A 15,547-nucleotide genomic window follows, 5' to 3' on the forward strand; every position below is an offset into this window, starting at 1 on the left:
AGCAAATCCTATTGGTAGATTTCAGGGAGCAATGTGGTTGAAACTGCGGGTACATACGCGATCAACAAAACCACAATCAGCATGGTCAAGACAAAGGGAACGGCGCGGGCTGCAATTTTTAGAATTGATTCTCCGGTTATCCCGGAAACAACAAACAGGTTCAGGCCCAGCGGCGGTGTGATAAAGCCCACACCCAATGCAGTGATCATCATAATGCAGAACTGAATCTCGTTCATGCCGATATTGTCGGCCAGAGGTTTCAGGATAGGTGCAAGGATCACGATGTTCGGCGTTGTTTCCATCACACAGCCTGCCGCGATCAGAATGCCGATCATCAAGAGGATCAGCAGGTACGGGTCATCGGTCAGGTTGGTAACCGAGGTCACAAAGCCCTGCGGCACACCCATGATCGCCAGCGCCTCGGCCAGCGGGGCCGAAAAGGCGATGATCGGCAGGATCACCCCGTTCACCTTGGCTGAACTGACCAGCATCGATGGAAAATCGGCCAGCGACAGCGTGCGCATGATGAAACCCATGATGATCGTAACAACAACGGCGGTCGCACCGGCCTCGGTCGGGGTCAGGCGACCCGAGAAGATGCCGTAGAAGATGATGCCCGGCACAATGAAAGCGTACCAGCCGGACTTCAGCGCCTTGCCCAGATTGGCCAGCCACTCACCCATCGTCATCATGCCGCCGCCCTCGTAAGAATACAGGCGGTTCATGATGATATTGGTGATCAGGATCGAGACCAGAATGGCCAGACCCGGGATCAGCGCGGCCAAGAACAGGGTTGAGGCGGAAATTCCCAGCACAAGCCCGATGATGATATAGGCAATGGAAGGCGGGATCAGGATGCCGGTACAGGCCCCCGCCGCAACCAGCGCGCATGCATAGGGGCGCGGATAGCCGCTTTCGACCAGACGGTTGATCGTCATGCGCCCCACCGCGGCAGCGCCCGCCGCGTCCGAGCCCGAAATGGCCGCGAACATACCGCAGACCAGAACGGTCGCTGAGCCAAAACCACCCTTGGCGAAACAGGTCAGCGCCTCGGCCACGTCCAGGAACTTTCGGGACAGTCCAGTGCGGACCAGCACGTCTCCGGTCAAGATGAACAGAGGCACAGCCGTCAGGGCAAACGCGTCAATGCCGGTGAACAGGCTCTCGCCCACCAAGCTCAGCGGCAGGTCGCCGGACATGACCAGCATCAGGATCGCTGCCGACCCGATCGCTGCCCAGACGGGCACCGCCATGGCGATCAGACCTACGAACAGGATCACCGGTAGATAAAAATCCCAGCCCAGTTCAACTGTTTGATTGAGGGAATTCCAAAGCATTGCGGGTCTCCTCAGTCAAACAGCTTGTCGCCTTCGAAAACGGGCGTGCCGTCACGAAGTGATTTCAAGTCGCGCATCAGGGATTGGATCAGGCGCCAGATCATCAACGCAAATCCGGTTGGTACTGCCATAAGGAACCAGACTTTCGAAATCCGCAGCCCATCGGTGACCGAGCCGAACTTGGCCGAGACATGCACCGCCTCGTAAGACCAATAAAGCGCGATGATCGCGACAACGAACATCACCAGATCGCCAAAGATATACAGCAGCGCCTTGGGGCGCGGCCCAAGGTAATGCATGATCACATCGATACGGATATGCGCACGCTCTTTCACAGCGGCAGCGGCACCGATCCATGCGAGGTAGATAAAGGAATACCGGACGATCTCTTCGCCCCAGATCGAGGAATAGGCAAAAATCTCGCGTCGCAGCACCTCGATTGCCATGGTGATGACCAGCATCACGTAGAACACCAGCAACAGCCAGCGCTCGGCATCCCGGTCTATTTTCTGAAGTACAGTCATGTCCGGTTCCAAATACTTGGCAGCACTTCTGAATGCGGTTGCAAAAACCGCTGCCAAAGGCTGCATGTCGTGGAGCAAACGGGCGCGCCACTGCGCACCCGCCTAGATCGCTTTAGGCGTCGTGGACGTAGTATTTGCCCTGCGTACCCGCCGCTTCGACCAGTTTCTCGAAGTTGTCCATCGAACCGGCCAGCTCGGTCTTGAACGGATCCCAGTCGGCGTTCTGATAACCGCCTGCGTCCTGCCACTCGGCCAACTGATCGTCGCTGAGTGAGTGGAACTGCACGCCCGCCTTGTTAAGCTCGGCCATGGCATAGGCGCGGGCCGACGGCACTTTGGACAGGTTCTGGTGGCTGGTCATCTCTGACCCCCACATGATGCCTTCCTGCACGTCAGCGGGCATCGAGTTGAACCATTCCAGATTACAGGAATAGACCTGACTGTCCGGCACCGCCTGGGTAAAGGTCACATGGCTGAGGATGTCCTTGAAGCCAAAGACATAAAGCGCGCCGACCGAGGGATCGAGCGCATCTGCAACGCCCTGCTTGATGGCCGAGGGGGTCTCACCCCAAGCAACAGGCGTCGGATTGGCACCGACCATACGGTAGTACTGCTGCAGCATTTTCGAGCCCGGTACGCGGAACTTGATCCCGCTCATATCGCCCGGTGTGATGACAGCATCGCCGCCTTGACGCACCGCAACGACCCGGGGGTCGATGACAACGTAAAACAGCGCCTTGAAACCCGCGGCCTCGACCTTTGGGTGAACCTCATTCTTCCAGGTGTCAGAGTGGACCAGGTTGGTGAAGCGCTGGTTCGAACCGCAGAGATACGGCATGTTGATCAGGTCAACGGTCGAAGCAAAAGGCGCGAAATTCGATAGTGAATGCTGCGCAGCCTGAATGGTGCCACCCTGCACTTTCTGCACAAGTGAGCCACCCGCGCCCAGCTGACCGCCCGGCGCGAGTTTGACATAAACCTTACCGTTTGTGGCATTCTGGATGTTTTCTTTCAGGTCCAGTTGCATGATCGGATAGCTGCGCGACGCGCCCAGCACATAGGCGGTTGCAACGGTCATCACATGATCGGCCGCCTTTTCACGCTCGCTCTCTTCCTTAGCGGTTTGTGCTGCAGCCTCGGATGACCAAAGTACCCCACCAGCGCCCGCGACTAGGGCGGCTGTGAATGCGCCACTGGCGCTCAGTTTCAGGAAATTGCGGCGCTCCGCGGACGCCAGTTCGTTTTTGTCGTTGTGCATTAAGTGCCCTCCCAAGCAGAAAATTCAGCCGCCGTTTTCAGTATCGCGGTCAGCCTCTTTTTTCAGAATTGCGACAACGAACAGGATCGACGCCGCGAACAGGACCAACATTTCTCCGACATCTCCGAAAACTGCAGCATTTGCGAAGGCCCCCAAGGCAACGTTCGCAAAATAGATGGCGAACACGAGGATTGAGGCTGCAAGATACATTTCCGGGACTCCCTATAGAATCGGCCCATCTTCATTTGTAAGCGCTTACATCGCAAATGCAAGCGCTTACATTGGTGCTTCCCCCTACCCCGCGAACAGGATAGAGTTCAAAGAAATCGAAGCTTGAGTTTGAAAATGCCAAAAACCCGGTCAGCGCCTACCTTGGATGACGTCGCTAAAAAGGCAGGCGTCTCTACGGCCACGGTGTCCCGATGCCTGAACGACCCAAAGCGCGTGGTTGAGGCGACGCGCACCCGGGTGATGACTGCGGTTTCAGAACTGGGCTATACCCCGAATTTCGCAGCACGAGTGATGGCCGCAAAACGATCTTTCACCATCGGCGCTATCATCCCAACGATGGAAAACGCAATATTCGCCAGAGGGTTACAGGCTTTTCAGGAAGAAATTCACAACCGGGGCTATACCCTTCTGGTGTCCAGTTCGGCCTATCAGCCCGAGACTGAAGAAGAGCAGATTCGCACCCTCGTCGCGCGCGGGGCAGATGGGCTCTTGTTGATCGGCCATGATCGTGATCCGCGCATATTCGACTATCTGGATCGGCAGAAAATTCCGGTCGTTGTCGCCTGGTCTTTTGCCCCGAACCAAAGCGCCCCATCGGTTGGATTCGACAACCGTGAGGCAATGCAAACCCTCGCAGAACAGGTGATAAAACTTGGTCACACGCGCTTAGCGGCGATATCTGCGTTTACGCAAGGCAATGACCGTGCGCGGTTCCGGATCGATGGGATAAGGGATGCAATGCGGGCAAAGGGCCTGCCCGAGGCGTCGTTGTCCGTGATCGAAACCACCTATGAAATCGAAAATGGTGCTGCTGCTTTCGAACAGCTGATGTCCCTGCCCCAACGCCCGACCGCCGTTCTTTGCGGCAATGACGTTCTGGCCGTCGGTGCAGTACGTCAGGCAGAAAAGATGGGCATCTCTATACCGGATGAAGTCTCGATCACCGGGTTCGATGACATCGAATTGGCGCGGATCATAAGCCCATCTTTGACCACCGTGCATGTCCCCCATCGTGAAATGGGTCGCAAAGCGGCAATCGAACTGATTGATATGATCGAAACAGGCTCAACCGGCCAATCGCTGCGGTTGGAAACCAATGTGATCAACCGCGAGTCATTGGGCCCGGCTGTCTGACTATTTGCCCATGATCGACTTGCGGCGTTCTTGCATACGCTCATTGGCCTCAACCGTGCCGTCATGGAACGATCCGAACCATTTATCCCAAGGTATCTCAAGCGAGCCGTAGTTACATTCGAAATACCGATGGTGCATTTGGTGGTGGAACGTGCCCAAGGCCAGCCTGTTTTTGTCTTTGATCACCAACCCCTGAAAGCCCGTATGCGTCGTCACCGCTGTCAGCGTGTAGTATTGCAGGTGGAAGATGATGTGCAGCGGATGCGCGCCAACCACAAAGTGAATCAGCACCGAGCCCAGATAGATCGCATGTTCCGCCGGATGCATAGACAGCCCGGACCATGGCCCCACATTGACGTTCCTGTGGTGGACCGCATGGATGTGTTTGTACAGAAACGGGATGTGGATCAGCCTGTGAATCCAATAGAAATAGAAGCTTTCCCAAAGCGGGATCAGCAGGAAGATCGCCACAAACCAGATCGGATTTGCCCCCCATGTCACCAGCGGGACATAGCCATTTGCCAGCGACCAATACATCAACACTTCGTAGGCAGACCAGAAAAACACTCCTGACCCTAACGTCCAGAACATGTTGTCGCGCACCTGCCCGCCCAGGGTAAATTGCTTACCCTTCAGCATCAAAGGCCGGGGATCATACTTTAGTTGGTCCCCCTGCGCCGAATACTTGTAGAACCACAGATGCAGCAACCCCGCGATGCAAAAGATCAGAACCAGATTTCGAACATAGATCTGCGCGATCCATCCAACCTGTAGCTGTGCCGCCTCGTCCAAGCTGGGGCTGAGCCACAGGTAGCAGGCGTAGGAGATTGCAAGGATGATGAGTTTTTCAGAAATCAGAAGCCAGGATTCCCAAACCCAGCGCAACATTGAAAGCGGTCTGAGCGGCCACCTGAAAAAGGGGGAAACCTGTATTGGAACCTCTGGAATGTGGTTCCAGCCTTTTAACTTCGATTCAGACATCCACACGATCCCACTGCTTATGCGTGTCAGTCTGGCACGATCCACGCATTGGACAAAGGGATTGTTCTGATCTGCGCCCGTGCTTGCTATGCGGATTCAAGCGGCAAAACGCGAAAGTCCTGTTCGATCCAGCGATATCTGGTGCAGATCGGGTCGCAATAGTTCTGCTTGATCAGCTTGCTCAGCACACGGTGGATCAGCATCGAAGTTGAGGACGGATAGACCTCGGTCGTGAACAAAGACACGGTGCGTGCAAAGTTTCTGCCGGGAAAGGGCTGCACGTTGATATTGTCGTGAAACCGGCGCGCGCGTCGAAAGCTGGCGGCGGTGGTCACGGCCCATCCACTGCCTTCGGCAACCAGACCGGCGATAGACTGGTTGCACTCTAGCTCGAACCGGTTGGGCAGATTGATTTTGCTGCGCGTCAGCTGAATTTCGATCTGCTTTCCGATCGTGTAGTCGCGGGAATATCGCAGGAACGGCAGATCAGCATCCGGTTTCAGAACATCTTCGACCGTGCCGGAATAGGTCCTGGGCAAGATGACCAGGAACGGATCGCGCAGCAGCGGGTATTCGATCAGCCCCTCTGTGCGGCCCGGGGGGCGTGTGGCAACACCAGCGTCCAGCTTATGTTCCTGCAACTTAACAATGATTTCATGGCTCGGACGGGTGAAATGCCGAAAGTTACACCGGGGAAGCGTCTGCGCCAGATAGCGGAACAGTTCCGGCGCGACTTGGTTGTCAAAATCATCAACCAACGCCAATCGCAGTGATGTGGCGTGCAGCCAGTTCCCAGACCGGATTTCCGCCTCGCCCCGTTTCAGCACGGTCAACCCCTCGCGCACATATCGCGCGAACACTTCGCCCGCAGGGGTAAGACCCATCGGGCGGCGCCCGTGATCAACCAGATCGATCCCCAGCGCGGTTTCCAGACTGCGCAGATGGTTCGAAACGGTACTGATCGACAGACCCGTTTCAGACGCCGTTTGCTGGATGGATCCGGACTTGGCGATCAACTGGAACACCTCCAGCCAGCGCAAACTTAGCGATTTCGACATCCGCGTGTCTCCTCCCGCTTCACTGTTTCGGAAAAACCGAAACAGAGAATCGCAGAGACAGCAATGCGGAAATTAGATTTGGGGCCGAGAAGGCGGCTTAAATAGCCAAATTGCGCGATTTAGCGCCTAGCTCCGCATTCGCTCAAACTGTGAATCATAGGGTGATGGCGCGATGATTATTGCTTCAACCCGCGTTCCACACATGTCGATCTCATGTTTGGTGCCGATGTCGGCGCAGTCAGGCTCGACAAAGGCATAGGCCAGGTTCAACCTTGTCCGATGCCCCCATTCGCCCGACGTCACCGTCCCGACCACACGCCCCTCATGCATCACGGAGGCCCCGCCATGTGCTGGCGCTTGGTTGGTTTGCACGGCAAACGTCACAAGGCATTTGGACGGCCCCTTATCGCACCGTTCCACCAAGGCCTCTCGCCCGATAAAATCACCTTTCAGGGGTTTCACAAAACGGGCCAAACCCGTCTCATAAGGATCGAATTCGGTGATCAGATCGGCTTTCCAATGCAGAAAACCTTTCTCCATTCGCATCGACTCAACCGCGCGCGCGCCGAACAAGCGCATATCAAACGCGGCCCCCGTCTGGCGCAAGGCTAAGTATGCGGCATAGAGCGATGAATTGGGAACATGGATTTCATAGGCAAGCTCGCCCGAAAAGCTCAAGTTCATCACTGTCGCGGGTGCAATGCCGACAAAACACTCACGCACGCTGAGCCAAGGAAACGCGTCTGCCGACCAATCGCCACGGGCACAACCGGATAAAACCGCGCGGGCGTTGGGGCCTGCCAAAACAAGGATCGTCTGATCATTGGTCAGGCTTTTGAGCTGCACATCCTCGTCCGCGCGCAGATGCTGGTTGAGCCAATCCATGTCATGATATTCGCTGGCCGCCGCCGAGCCGTACCAGACCCGCGCAGGGCCGCGATCACTGGCGGGCAGGTTCGCAACCGTCGCCTCAGCTTTGATCATGCCCTGATGGTTCAGAAGATACCCCAGCCCCACCCGGCTTTCGCGTTTCATCACAGCGCCGCAGAACATGCGGTCCAGAAAGGCATGGCGATCTGCGCCGGTGATCTCGATCCGGTTGAATCCGTTGACTTCGGCCAATCCAACATTTGCCTGAACGTTCTGGACCTCGGTTGCGACGATGTCGAAGCTTTCGTCAAAGTCGAAACCAAGGGTCGGTTCGAACTCTGGATGGGGTTTGATGTAGTCGACACGTTCCCACCCGTTCACCACAGTGAATTCCGCCCCTTCCGCCGCTAAAACCGGGGTTAAGGGCGTGGTTTTGGCCGGGCGTCCAGCCGGGCGATGTTCGTGCGGAAAGTGAAACCGGAATTCGTTCTGATAATCCTCGATCGCTTTCAGGGCCGTAAGCTCGACATTGGCATGACCGGTGAAGCGCCGCGGGTCGAGACACCAGGTGTCATAGCAGGCCTCGCCATGCACGATCTGTTGAGCCAACAGCCAGCCGTGCCCGCCACCCTCACCCAGACCGGCGCGCAGACCGATAATACAAAATGCATTGCGCTTGCCCGGTATCGGCCCGACCAAAGGCGCGCCGTCTATCGTGTAGGTGATCGGGCCGTTAACGACAGTATGAATCCCAACCTCCATCAGGGCGGGCATCCGGGCAAAAGCCCCTTCCAAAACATCTGTCACCCGGTCCAGATCATCGGGGCACAAGGCGTTGACGAAATTTGGATCAATTCCGTCCATGCCCCAAGTTTTGCAATCCTGTTCATAGAACCCAACCAGCAAGCCGTTCTTTTCCTGACGGCAATAGTAGTCGCTGATAGGGCATCTGAGCAGCGGCATCCGGTGGCCTGCATCGCGAATGGCCGCGATCTCTTCGGTCAGGAAATATTGGTGTTCCATGGACGAAACCGGATGATGAACCCCCATCATCGCGCCGACTTCATTCACGCGATAGCCGCAGGCATTCACGACGATGTCGCAGTCGATATCGCCATGTTCCGTCTGAACGGTCCAGGTGTCATCACTGTGCTGGACCAGCCCCGTCACCGGTGTATGCCGATAGACCTCGGCCCCCGCCTTGCGGGCGCGCCGTGCCAGAGCCTGACACAGTTGCGCCGGATCGATGTCACCATCCAGCGGATCCCATAGCCCGCCAATCAGATTGTCGGTCGAGATAAGAGGATGTCTACGGGCGCATTCTTCGGCATCGATCACTTCGAAATGCACATCCATGCCCCGCGCCATAGAAGCGAAATGGCGATAGCCTTGCATTTGCGCTTCGGTATTGGCCAGCCGAATGCCTCCATCGCCGTGGTGGTAGTTGATCGGATAATCCGGATCGTCGGCCAATTCCTTGTACAAACGGATCGAATGGGATTTCAGCCCGACCATCGTCTGGTTCATGCCGAAATTCGTCACCTGCGCGGCAGAATGCCAGGTGGTGCCCGAGGTCAGCTCATCCCGCTCGACCAGAACCACATCGCTCCAGCCTTCCTGCGTCAGGTGGTACAGGGTGGAACATCCGGCGATCCCCCCTCCGATCACTACGACTTTTGTGCGTGATTTCATCGCGCGCTCCCTCCTGCGTCTTTCAGATGGTGGCGACAAACCCAGCCTATCAGCAACGCAGGTTTTGCGAGTTTGAAAAAATCGAAACTATGGTTTTAGATTTCAAAAGGCTGATTTCTGGTTTTGCGGGAAACAATATGTGAGTTTTACGGTGGGTCCAGATAAGACAAAGGAACGCCCCCGCATGGCATCGGACGGAAACAGAAGAAGTGGTCGCAAGGCCCGCCATGCGCAACGGGCAGCCAAGCCCGAGGTTGACCCCTGCGCTCCTGGTCAGGTTGGGGGGTATTACAAACCACTGACCGAGGGCGAGATTTCCCGGATTTATGACACCGCGCTTCGCCTGTTGGAAACACTCGGAATGGGCGAAGTTCCGGATCGGCTGCGCAGGGATCTATTGGCGGCGGGCGCATTGGAGGCTGAACAAGACCGCGTTCGGTTTCCGCGCAGCATGGTTGAAAACGCAATCGGCACAGCCGCCAAAACCTTCACCCTACATGGGCGGGACGAGGCCCGCTCGATCGAAGTCGGTGGCGATCGGGTGTTTTTTGGAACCGGAGGCGCTGCGGTTCAGACGCTGGACCTTGAGAGCGGTGTTTATCGCCCCTCAACCCTTGCCGACCTGCATGATTTCACCCGGCTACAGGACACACTGGCCAATGTCAGTTGGTTCACCCGATGCTGCGTGGCAACGGATGTGCCTGATGTGTTCGATCTGGACGTGAACACCGCTTATGCGCTGGTCAAAAACACCACGAAACCCGTCGCGACCTCGTTCACTCTGGCCGAGCATGTGGCCCCGATTGTCTCGCTATTGGATATCGCAGCAGGAGGCCCCGGTGCGTTTTCCAAACGACCGTTCCTGAAGGCACATATCAGCCCCGTGATCTCTCCGCTGCGATATGGTGAAGATGCGGTAGACGTTGTCTATGAATGCGTCCGTCACAACATCCCGATGTCCTGCATCACTGCCGCACAGGCCGGGGCAACCGCACCCGCTACGCTGGCCGGGTTTCTGGCGCAATCGCTGGCGGAAACCCTGGCCAGTCTTGTGATGGTCAACACGATCCAGCCCGGCTTTCCCATGGTGTTTTCAAACTGGCCCTTCATCGTCGACCTACGGACTGGGGCCTTTGCGGGCGGCAGCGGCGAGACTGCCATCCTGAACGCCGCCTCGGCCCAGATCATCAATTGGCTGGGCCTGCCCTCGGGCGTTGCAGCCTCGATGACCGATGCGAAGGCGATTGACGCGCAATATGGTGTCGAGAAGGGCATGACCTCATTGGCGGCGGCTTTGGCGGGCGGCAATCTGATCTATGAAAGCTCAGGCATGACCGCATCGCTGCTGGGCGCGAGTTTTGAAGCCTTTGTGCTGGACAACGAAATGCACTCTCACACCTATCGCGCGCTGCGGGGGATCGAGGTCACCGAAGAAAACCTTGGCTTCGAGGCGATCTGCCAGTCGGTTCTGGGCGACGGTCATTTTCTTGGCAGTTCTCATACTTATGAGGCGATGGAGCGGGACTATTTCTACCCTGCCCTTGCAGACCGAACCGAGCCGCGCACATGGCAAGAAGACGGTGCAAAGGACGCCTGGACCAACGCCCGCGAACAGGCGATCGAAACCCTTCAAACGCACCGCCCGGCCTATCTGACGCCCGAGCAGGACGCAGAGATCCGCAAACGGTTTCACATTCTCTACTAACTCCAAACAATCGATTGGCGGCACGCCGCCAGCCGGTTAGGCTCGCAGGAAGATAAGGATCAAGGGGTCACCATGGCAGACGCGTTTTTTCAGCCGGTATCAGCGATGGAGCTTGCCCGCTTTGCGGGTGTTCCAACCTTCATGCGCCTGCCGAACCTGACACCCGAACACGAGCGGTTCAAAGACGTCGATCTGGCACTGGTCGGCATCCCTTGGGATGGCGGCACGACAAACCGGCCCGGCGCGCGGCATGGTCCCCGGCAATTGCGCGACTATTCCACCATGATCCGCGCCATGAACCCGGTCACCGGCGTCAGCCCGTTTTCCTTGGTGAACTGCGCCGATCTGGGCGATGTTGCGCCCAACCCGGTGGACATTGACGACACGCTGGATCGCGTGACCAGCTTCTACAGTCGTCTGGTGGCAGATGGCATCACCCCGCTTACCGCTGGTGGGGATCACCTGACCACCCTGCCCGTCCTGCGCGCCTTGGCATCGTCCGGCCCGCTGGGTCTGATCCAGTTCGACAGTCACACCGACCTGTTCGATACCTATTTCGGCGGTCACAAATTCACCCACGGCACCCCTTTCCGCCGCGCGGTCGAGGAGGGTCTGGTCGATCCTAAACGCTTTGTGCAGATCGGCATTCGCGGCACCGCCTACAACACCGAGGATATCGAATGGGGCGAGGCGCAGGGTATTCGCATCATTCGCATCGAAGAGCTGTTCGACCGTGGCATCGACGATGTCATGGCCGAGGTTCGACAGATTGTCGGCACTGCACCAACCTACTGCACCTATGACATCGACTTTGTCGATCCGACTTATGCGCCTGGCACCGGCACGCCGGAAATCGGCGGCCCCAACAGCTTTCAGGCGCAACAGGTTATTCGCCAGATTTCCGGCGTGAACCTTATGGGCGCGGATTTGGTCGAGGTCGCCCCCCCGTTCGATCCGAACGGAGGCACCTCGTGGTTGGGGATTTCGCTGATGTTCGAATTGCTCTGTGTACTGGCACAGGCCGTGGACGCGCGCCGCTAACTGACGTTTTCGGCAATCATCGAAATCATCTCGAACATCACCGCCGCCGCTGTCAGCGCGGTGATGTTGTTCGGGCTATCTTTGGTGGGCATCATGCAGACCACGTCGCCGCCGATGATATTCAGACCGCGCGCAGCGTGCAGTATGCCCACGGCTTCATCAATATCAAAACCCTTCTCGCCGGGTTCCAGATTGGACACAGCGGGCGCAACAGTCGGATCGAGGCAATCCAGATCGAACGTGATATAGACCGGGCGGTCACCCAAAACCTCGCGCGTTTGCGACACCACATCGGCGAGGCCGCGTTGGCGAAATTCGCGCATTGTGACGATGTTGTAGCCATAGTCATAAGACGGCTGAAGCCAGTCCAGACTGCGCGGATGTCCCCGCAGGCCGATTTGCATAGATCGGCTTGGGTCAACCTGCCCTTGGTCGGCCAGATACGCGCCCCAATGCGCCGCTGATTTCTTGGCGCCGAGGAAGTGATCCACTTTGGTGAACACATCCGTGTGGGCATCGAGATGCAGAAAGCTAACCGGCTCGCCGCCTGCCAGATTGCCACAGCCCAGCGCCTGAACAATGCCACCGGTGATCGAGTGATCGCCGCCAATGGAAACCGGGCGCGCACCTGCGGCGTCAATATCTTTGTAGAACCTGGTGATCTGCTCGATACAGGCTTCGTTGTCATTGGCGCGGGGAAAGGGCACATCGCCTACGTCTGCGATCTTCGCACTGGTCCACGGGTCGATCTGAAACAGAGAATGAACTCTGCGCTGTACGGCCGAGACATGGCGCAGCGCGCGTGGACCCAGATGCTGATCCCGCTCGGTTGTGCCATTGCCTGTCGAATGAGGTACGCCAGCCAGGGCGATGTCCTGACCTTCGGGGCCAATATTGGGGCAGCGAAACAGCGTCGGCACGCCCCACCAATACAGATTGTCCATCATGGATTGTTCGTAACGATCCACCATTTCGCTCTCCCTCACAGAAAAACGCCCCCGGCGGGAACCGGGGGGCGCGCATGTTCAGATTTTCTCGTCTTCTCGCCGGAAGGCGCCCTGTACGATCCGATCAATAACCATGGCGCAGAACAGGATGGCAAAGCCGCCCAGCAGACCCGGACCCTTGGCCGCGTATTGCAGCGCTTCAAGGATTTCCTTGCCCAGACCGCCACCGCCGATGAGCGAGATGATCACCACCATCGACAGACACATCAGAATGGTCTGGTTCACACCGGTCATGATCGAAGGCAAGGCCAGTGGAATCTCCACATCCTTCAACAGCTGCCATTTCGACGCACCAAAGGCGACCGCAGCCTCTTTGATACTGTCAGGCACCCCGCGCATCCCCAGCGCTGTCAGGCGGATCACGGGGGGCATGCCAAAGATGATCGTGGCCAGAATACCGGGTGGGTTACCCGTACCGAAGAACGCGATAATCGGGATCAAGTAGACGAAAGCAGGCAATGTCTGCATCAGGTCCAACACCGGCTCGGCTGCGCGATAGGCGCGCTGAGACTTGCCGAACCAAATGCCAAGCGGAATGCCGAACACGACGCACAGGATCACCGCTGCACCCACCAGAGCAACCGTCTCCATCGCCACATCCCAATATCCCAGCAGTGCGATATACGCCAAGGACGCAGCCGTGAAGATCGCGACCCGAGGGCCAGCCGCGCGCCACGCGGTCACGCAGATGACCAGCATGACCACCGGCCAGGGTGATCCGATCAGCGCAATGGTCAGCGCATCCAGAACCGAGCGGACCCCCGCAACGATCCCATCAAACACATCGCCCCCAGCGGCGGCGGCGGCATCTATCCGCGCCTCCATCCAACTGGCAAGCGCTGAGAACAAGGTGCCTCCGCCCTCACCCAAGAAGACTGCAGAGACTTCCTTCTCGGGGAAAGCATCCAGCAAAGGCAGCGATGCATTTACCGTGAACTTGTAGACGATCAGCGGACCGATAGCCGCGATCAGGATCGCCCCCATCACGATATTTCGGGTCGAGCGCCCGCTTTCAACATTGCCCGGATTGATCCGCCAGTTGGAATACTGCTTTTCGTAAATACGATCAGCATAGAACCCCTGCACCACCTTGAAAACAAGCAGCATCAGAAGCCCGGTCAACAGGATACCCGTCGCCTCAGACTGCGCGGCGAGCGCGCGTTCAAGGCTGGTATCTGCGGCCTTCTGGATGTTTTCAGCCAGTTTTGTGAACCGGTCGATATCTGCTTGCGCGGTCGCTTCAGCGGCCCGGCCCAACAACTCGTTCGCGCGTTCCTGTTGGCGCGCGGCCCGATCAGCAAAATCCGCGCCGGGATTTCCCCAGGCACCGCGTCCGATCTGAACCCAGGCGATGATTTCAAGGATCAGAAAGGTCCAGAACATACCCCAGATGGCCCGCGAGGCCGACCAGAATGGCCCTAGAACGGCAGCCCAAAGGTTGAACGTGTTCGGGACAGGGCTGGTTGCGTCATGGATCTTGTGAAACGCATTGACATAGTAGTCGCCATTCGGTCCTGCGAATTCGTGGATCGATTGATCCAGCGCCTCGCGATCGACTTCGATATCCGAGGCGGCGGTGACTTTCATTTCCATGGCTGCATCAGTCATTTTTGCCCCCCTGAATTCCGCGCAGCAGGCGCGGTTTGGTTACAACACCCACGTCTGCACCTGCGTCTGTGATGACCACCGGCATCTCTGTGTTGACGGCCAGATCAATCAGTTGATCGAGATCTGCGCCTTCATCCGCGCGGGGGGCACCATCCAGCGACCCCGAATAGCTGGCGACCGGCTCCATGATTGAATGCGCCTTGACCAGTTTCAGTTTCGAGATGCCTTGCACAAACTCGCGCACATAATCGTCTGCCGGGTTCATCACGATATCTTCCGGGGTGCCGATCTGAACGATCACACCATCTTTCATGATGGCGATCCTGTGTCCAATGCGAATGGCCTCGTCCAGGTCATGCGTGATGAACAGCGTTGTCTTCTTCAACTGCGCCACAAGCGCCTTGAACTGATCTTGCAACTGCAACCGGATCAGCGGATCGAGGGCCGAGAAAGGTTCGTCCATCAGCAGAATTTCAGGGTCCGAGGCAAGCGCCCTTGCAATCCCCACACGCTGCTGCATCCCGCCTGACAGTTCTTTGGGCAGGCGGTCTTCGTACCCGGTCAAGTCCACAAGACCCAGTGCGTGATCCGATACCGCCCAGCGCTTGGACTTGGACACTTTGCGGATTTCCAGCGGATAGGCAACGTTGTCGCGCACTGACCGGTGTGGCATCAGCGCCATATGCTGGAACACCATCCCGATCTGTTGCGCCCGGATGCGGCGCAATTCGTTCTCGGAAATGGCGGAAACATCCTTACCCAGAATTTCGATCTTGCCCGCGGTGGGCTCGATCAGGCGATTCACATGCCGGACCAGAGTGGATTTGCCTGAACCAGACAGACCCATGATACAAAATATCTCACCTCGCGAGACTTCGAAACTGGCATCCTGTACACCAACAACACAGCCATATTGTTCCAGAACCTGAGCCTTGGTCAGCCCTTCTTTCAGAACGGCATCCATGGCCTCGGCAGCGCGATTGCCGAAAATTTTCCAGACATTTTCAAGTTTTACGACAGATTCGTCCATTTGCCCCCCATGAAGGCGTCGTTGCGCCAGGCAGATAGGAAACGGGCCGCTGCGATTTTTCGCAACGGCCC

At 57.4% G+C, this 15,547-nt stretch carries 13 protein-coding genes; 3 read left to right on the forward strand and 10 right to left on the reverse strand.

The window, feature by feature from the left end:
• Positions 1–8 precede the first annotated feature (8 nt).
• From AC2FFE_RS02270 to AC2FFE_RS02285, 4 genes are all read right to left on the reverse strand, one after another.
• Positions 9–1,337 (reverse strand): TRAP transporter large permease, encoded by a 1,329-nt coding sequence (locus AC2FFE_RS02270; RefSeq protein WP_480827610.1) that lies wholly within the window; start codon positions 1,335–1,337, stop codon positions 9–11.
• A gap of 11 nt (positions 1,338–1,348) precedes the next feature.
• A complete protein-coding gene (locus AC2FFE_RS02275; protein WP_170532422.1) occupies positions 1,349–1,861 on the reverse strand; it encodes a TRAP transporter small permease in 513 nt (170 codons plus the stop codon).
• A gap of 112 nt (positions 1,862–1,973) precedes the next feature.
• Positions 1,974–3,119 (reverse strand): TRAP transporter substrate-binding protein, encoded by a 1,146-nt coding sequence (locus AC2FFE_RS02280; protein WP_496818725.1) that lies wholly within the window; start codon positions 3,117–3,119, stop codon positions 1,974–1,976.
• 24 nt (positions 3,120–3,143) lie between these two features.
• Entirely contained in the window at positions 3,144–3,329 is a 186-nt protein-coding gene (locus AC2FFE_RS02285; RefSeq protein ID WP_496818726.1) for a hypothetical protein, read from the reverse strand.
• Positions 3,330–3,464: 135 nt separating this feature from the next.
• Here AC2FFE_RS02285 and AC2FFE_RS02290 point away from each other — a divergent pair, with 135 nt between their 5' ends.
• Positions 3,465–4,484: a LacI family DNA-binding transcriptional regulator gene (locus tag AC2FFE_RS02290; RefSeq protein WP_496845734.1), complete on the forward strand. Its 1,020-nt coding sequence runs from the start codon at positions 3,465–3,467 to the stop codon at positions 4,482–4,484.
• Here AC2FFE_RS02290 and AC2FFE_RS02295 read toward each other — a convergent pair whose 3' ends face one another.
• From AC2FFE_RS02295 to AC2FFE_RS02305, 3 genes are all read right to left on the reverse strand, one after another.
• Positions 4,485–5,465 carry a sterol desaturase family protein gene (locus AC2FFE_RS02295; RefSeq protein WP_496845735.1) on the reverse strand — a complete coding sequence of 327 codons (981 nt, stop codon included), beginning with the start codon at positions 5,463–5,465 and terminating at the stop codon, positions 4,485–4,487.
• An 86-nt stretch (positions 5,466–5,551) separates the two neighbouring features.
• Positions 5,552–6,523 carry a LysR family transcriptional regulator gene (locus AC2FFE_RS02300; RefSeq protein ID WP_480498802.1) on the reverse strand — a complete coding sequence of 324 codons (972 nt, stop codon included), beginning with the start codon at positions 6,521–6,523 and terminating at the stop codon, positions 5,552–5,554.
• A 126-nt stretch (positions 6,524–6,649) separates the two neighbouring features.
• A complete protein-coding gene (locus AC2FFE_RS02305; RefSeq protein ID WP_496845736.1) occupies positions 6,650–9,085 on the reverse strand; it encodes a GcvT family protein in 2,436 nt (811 codons plus the stop codon).
• Between the two features lie 184 nt (positions 9,086–9,269).
• Between AC2FFE_RS02305 and AC2FFE_RS02310 the strand changes: the two genes are divergently transcribed.
• Together AC2FFE_RS02310 and speB are read left to right on the forward strand one after the other, a co-directional pair.
• Positions 9,270–10,790, forward strand: a complete 1,521-nt coding sequence (locus tag AC2FFE_RS02310; RefSeq protein ID WP_496845737.1) for a trimethylamine methyltransferase family protein — start codon at positions 9,270–9,272, stop codon at positions 10,788–10,790.
• 72 nt (positions 10,791–10,862) lie between these two features.
• Complete coding sequence (gene speB, locus AC2FFE_RS02315) at positions 10,863–11,831, forward strand: agmatinase (RefSeq protein ID WP_496845738.1); 969 nt, start codon at positions 10,863–10,865, stop codon at positions 11,829–11,831.
• On the opposite strand, the gene AC2FFE_RS02320 is transcribed toward speB, so the two are convergent.
• From AC2FFE_RS02320 to AC2FFE_RS02330, 3 genes are read right to left on the reverse strand one after another with little or no spacing between them, the layout of a single operon-like run.
• A complete protein-coding gene (locus tag AC2FFE_RS02320) occupies positions 11,828–12,802 on the reverse strand; it encodes an arginase family protein (RefSeq protein WP_496818732.1) in 975 nt (324 codons plus the stop codon). The genes speB and AC2FFE_RS02320 overlap by 4 nt on opposite strands.
• 54 nt (positions 12,803–12,856) lie before the next feature.
• On the reverse strand, positions 12,857–14,446 hold the full coding sequence (locus AC2FFE_RS02325) for an ABC transporter permease (RefSeq protein WP_496818733.1): 1,590 nt from the start codon (positions 14,444–14,446) through the stop codon (positions 12,857–12,859).
• Entirely contained in the window at positions 14,439–15,476 is a 1,038-nt protein-coding gene (locus AC2FFE_RS02330; RefSeq protein ID WP_353008051.1) for a quaternary amine ABC transporter ATP-binding protein, read from the reverse strand. Before AC2FFE_RS02330 ends, AC2FFE_RS02325 begins: the two co-directional genes overlap by 8 nt.
• Positions 15,477–15,547: the final 71 nt, after the last annotated feature.

The sequence above is a fragment of the Ruegeria sp. YTSA168 genome (assembly GCF_059610045.1).

What these genes read in the sequence shown, in the direction of transcription:
- AC2FFE_RS02270 (WP_480827610.1), bottom strand. Translation starts at nt 1,337, where the DNA reads ATGCTTTGGAATTCCCTCAATCAAACAGTTGAACTGGGCTGGGATTTT.
- AC2FFE_RS02275 (WP_170532422.1), bottom strand. Translation starts at nt 1,861, where the DNA reads ATGACTGTACTTCAGAAAATAGACCGGGATGCCGAGCGCTGGCTGTTG.
- AC2FFE_RS02280 (WP_496818725.1), bottom strand. Translation starts at nt 3,119, where the DNA reads ATGCACAACGACAAAAACGAACTGGCGTCCGCGGAGCGCCGCAATTTC.
- AC2FFE_RS02285 (WP_496818726.1), bottom strand. Translation starts at nt 3,329, where the DNA reads ATGTATCTTGCAGCCTCAATCCTCGTGTTCGCCATCTATTTTGCGAAC.
- AC2FFE_RS02290 (WP_496845734.1), top strand. Translation starts at nt 3,465, where the DNA reads ATGCCAAAAACCCGGTCAGCGCCTACCTTGGATGACGTCGCTAAAAAG.
- AC2FFE_RS02295 (WP_496845735.1), bottom strand. Translation starts at nt 5,465, where the DNA reads ATGTCTGAATCGAAGTTAAAAGGCTGGAACCACATTCCAGAGGTTCCA.
- AC2FFE_RS02300 (WP_480498802.1), bottom strand. Translation starts at nt 6,523, where the DNA reads ATGTCGAAATCGCTAAGTTTGCGCTGGCTGGAGGTGTTCCAGTTGATC.
- AC2FFE_RS02305 (WP_496845736.1), bottom strand. Translation starts at nt 9,085, where the DNA reads ATGAAATCACGCACAAAAGTCGTAGTGATCGGAGGGGGGATCGCCGGA.
- AC2FFE_RS02310 (WP_496845737.1), top strand. Translation starts at nt 9,270, where the DNA reads ATGGCATCGGACGGAAACAGAAGAAGTGGTCGCAAGGCCCGCCATGCG.
- speB (WP_496845738.1), top strand. Translation starts at nt 10,863, where the DNA reads ATGGCAGACGCGTTTTTTCAGCCGGTATCAGCGATGGAGCTTGCCCGC.
- AC2FFE_RS02320 (WP_496818732.1), bottom strand. Translation starts at nt 12,802, where the DNA reads ATGGTGGATCGTTACGAACAATCCATGATGGACAATCTGTATTGGTGG.
- AC2FFE_RS02325 (WP_496818733.1), bottom strand. Translation starts at nt 14,446, where the DNA reads ATGACTGATGCAGCCATGGAAATGAAAGTCACCGCCGCCTCGGATATC.
- AC2FFE_RS02330 (WP_353008051.1), bottom strand. Translation starts at nt 15,476, where the DNA reads ATGGACGAATCTGTCGTAAAACTTGAAAATGTCTGGAAAATTTTCGGC.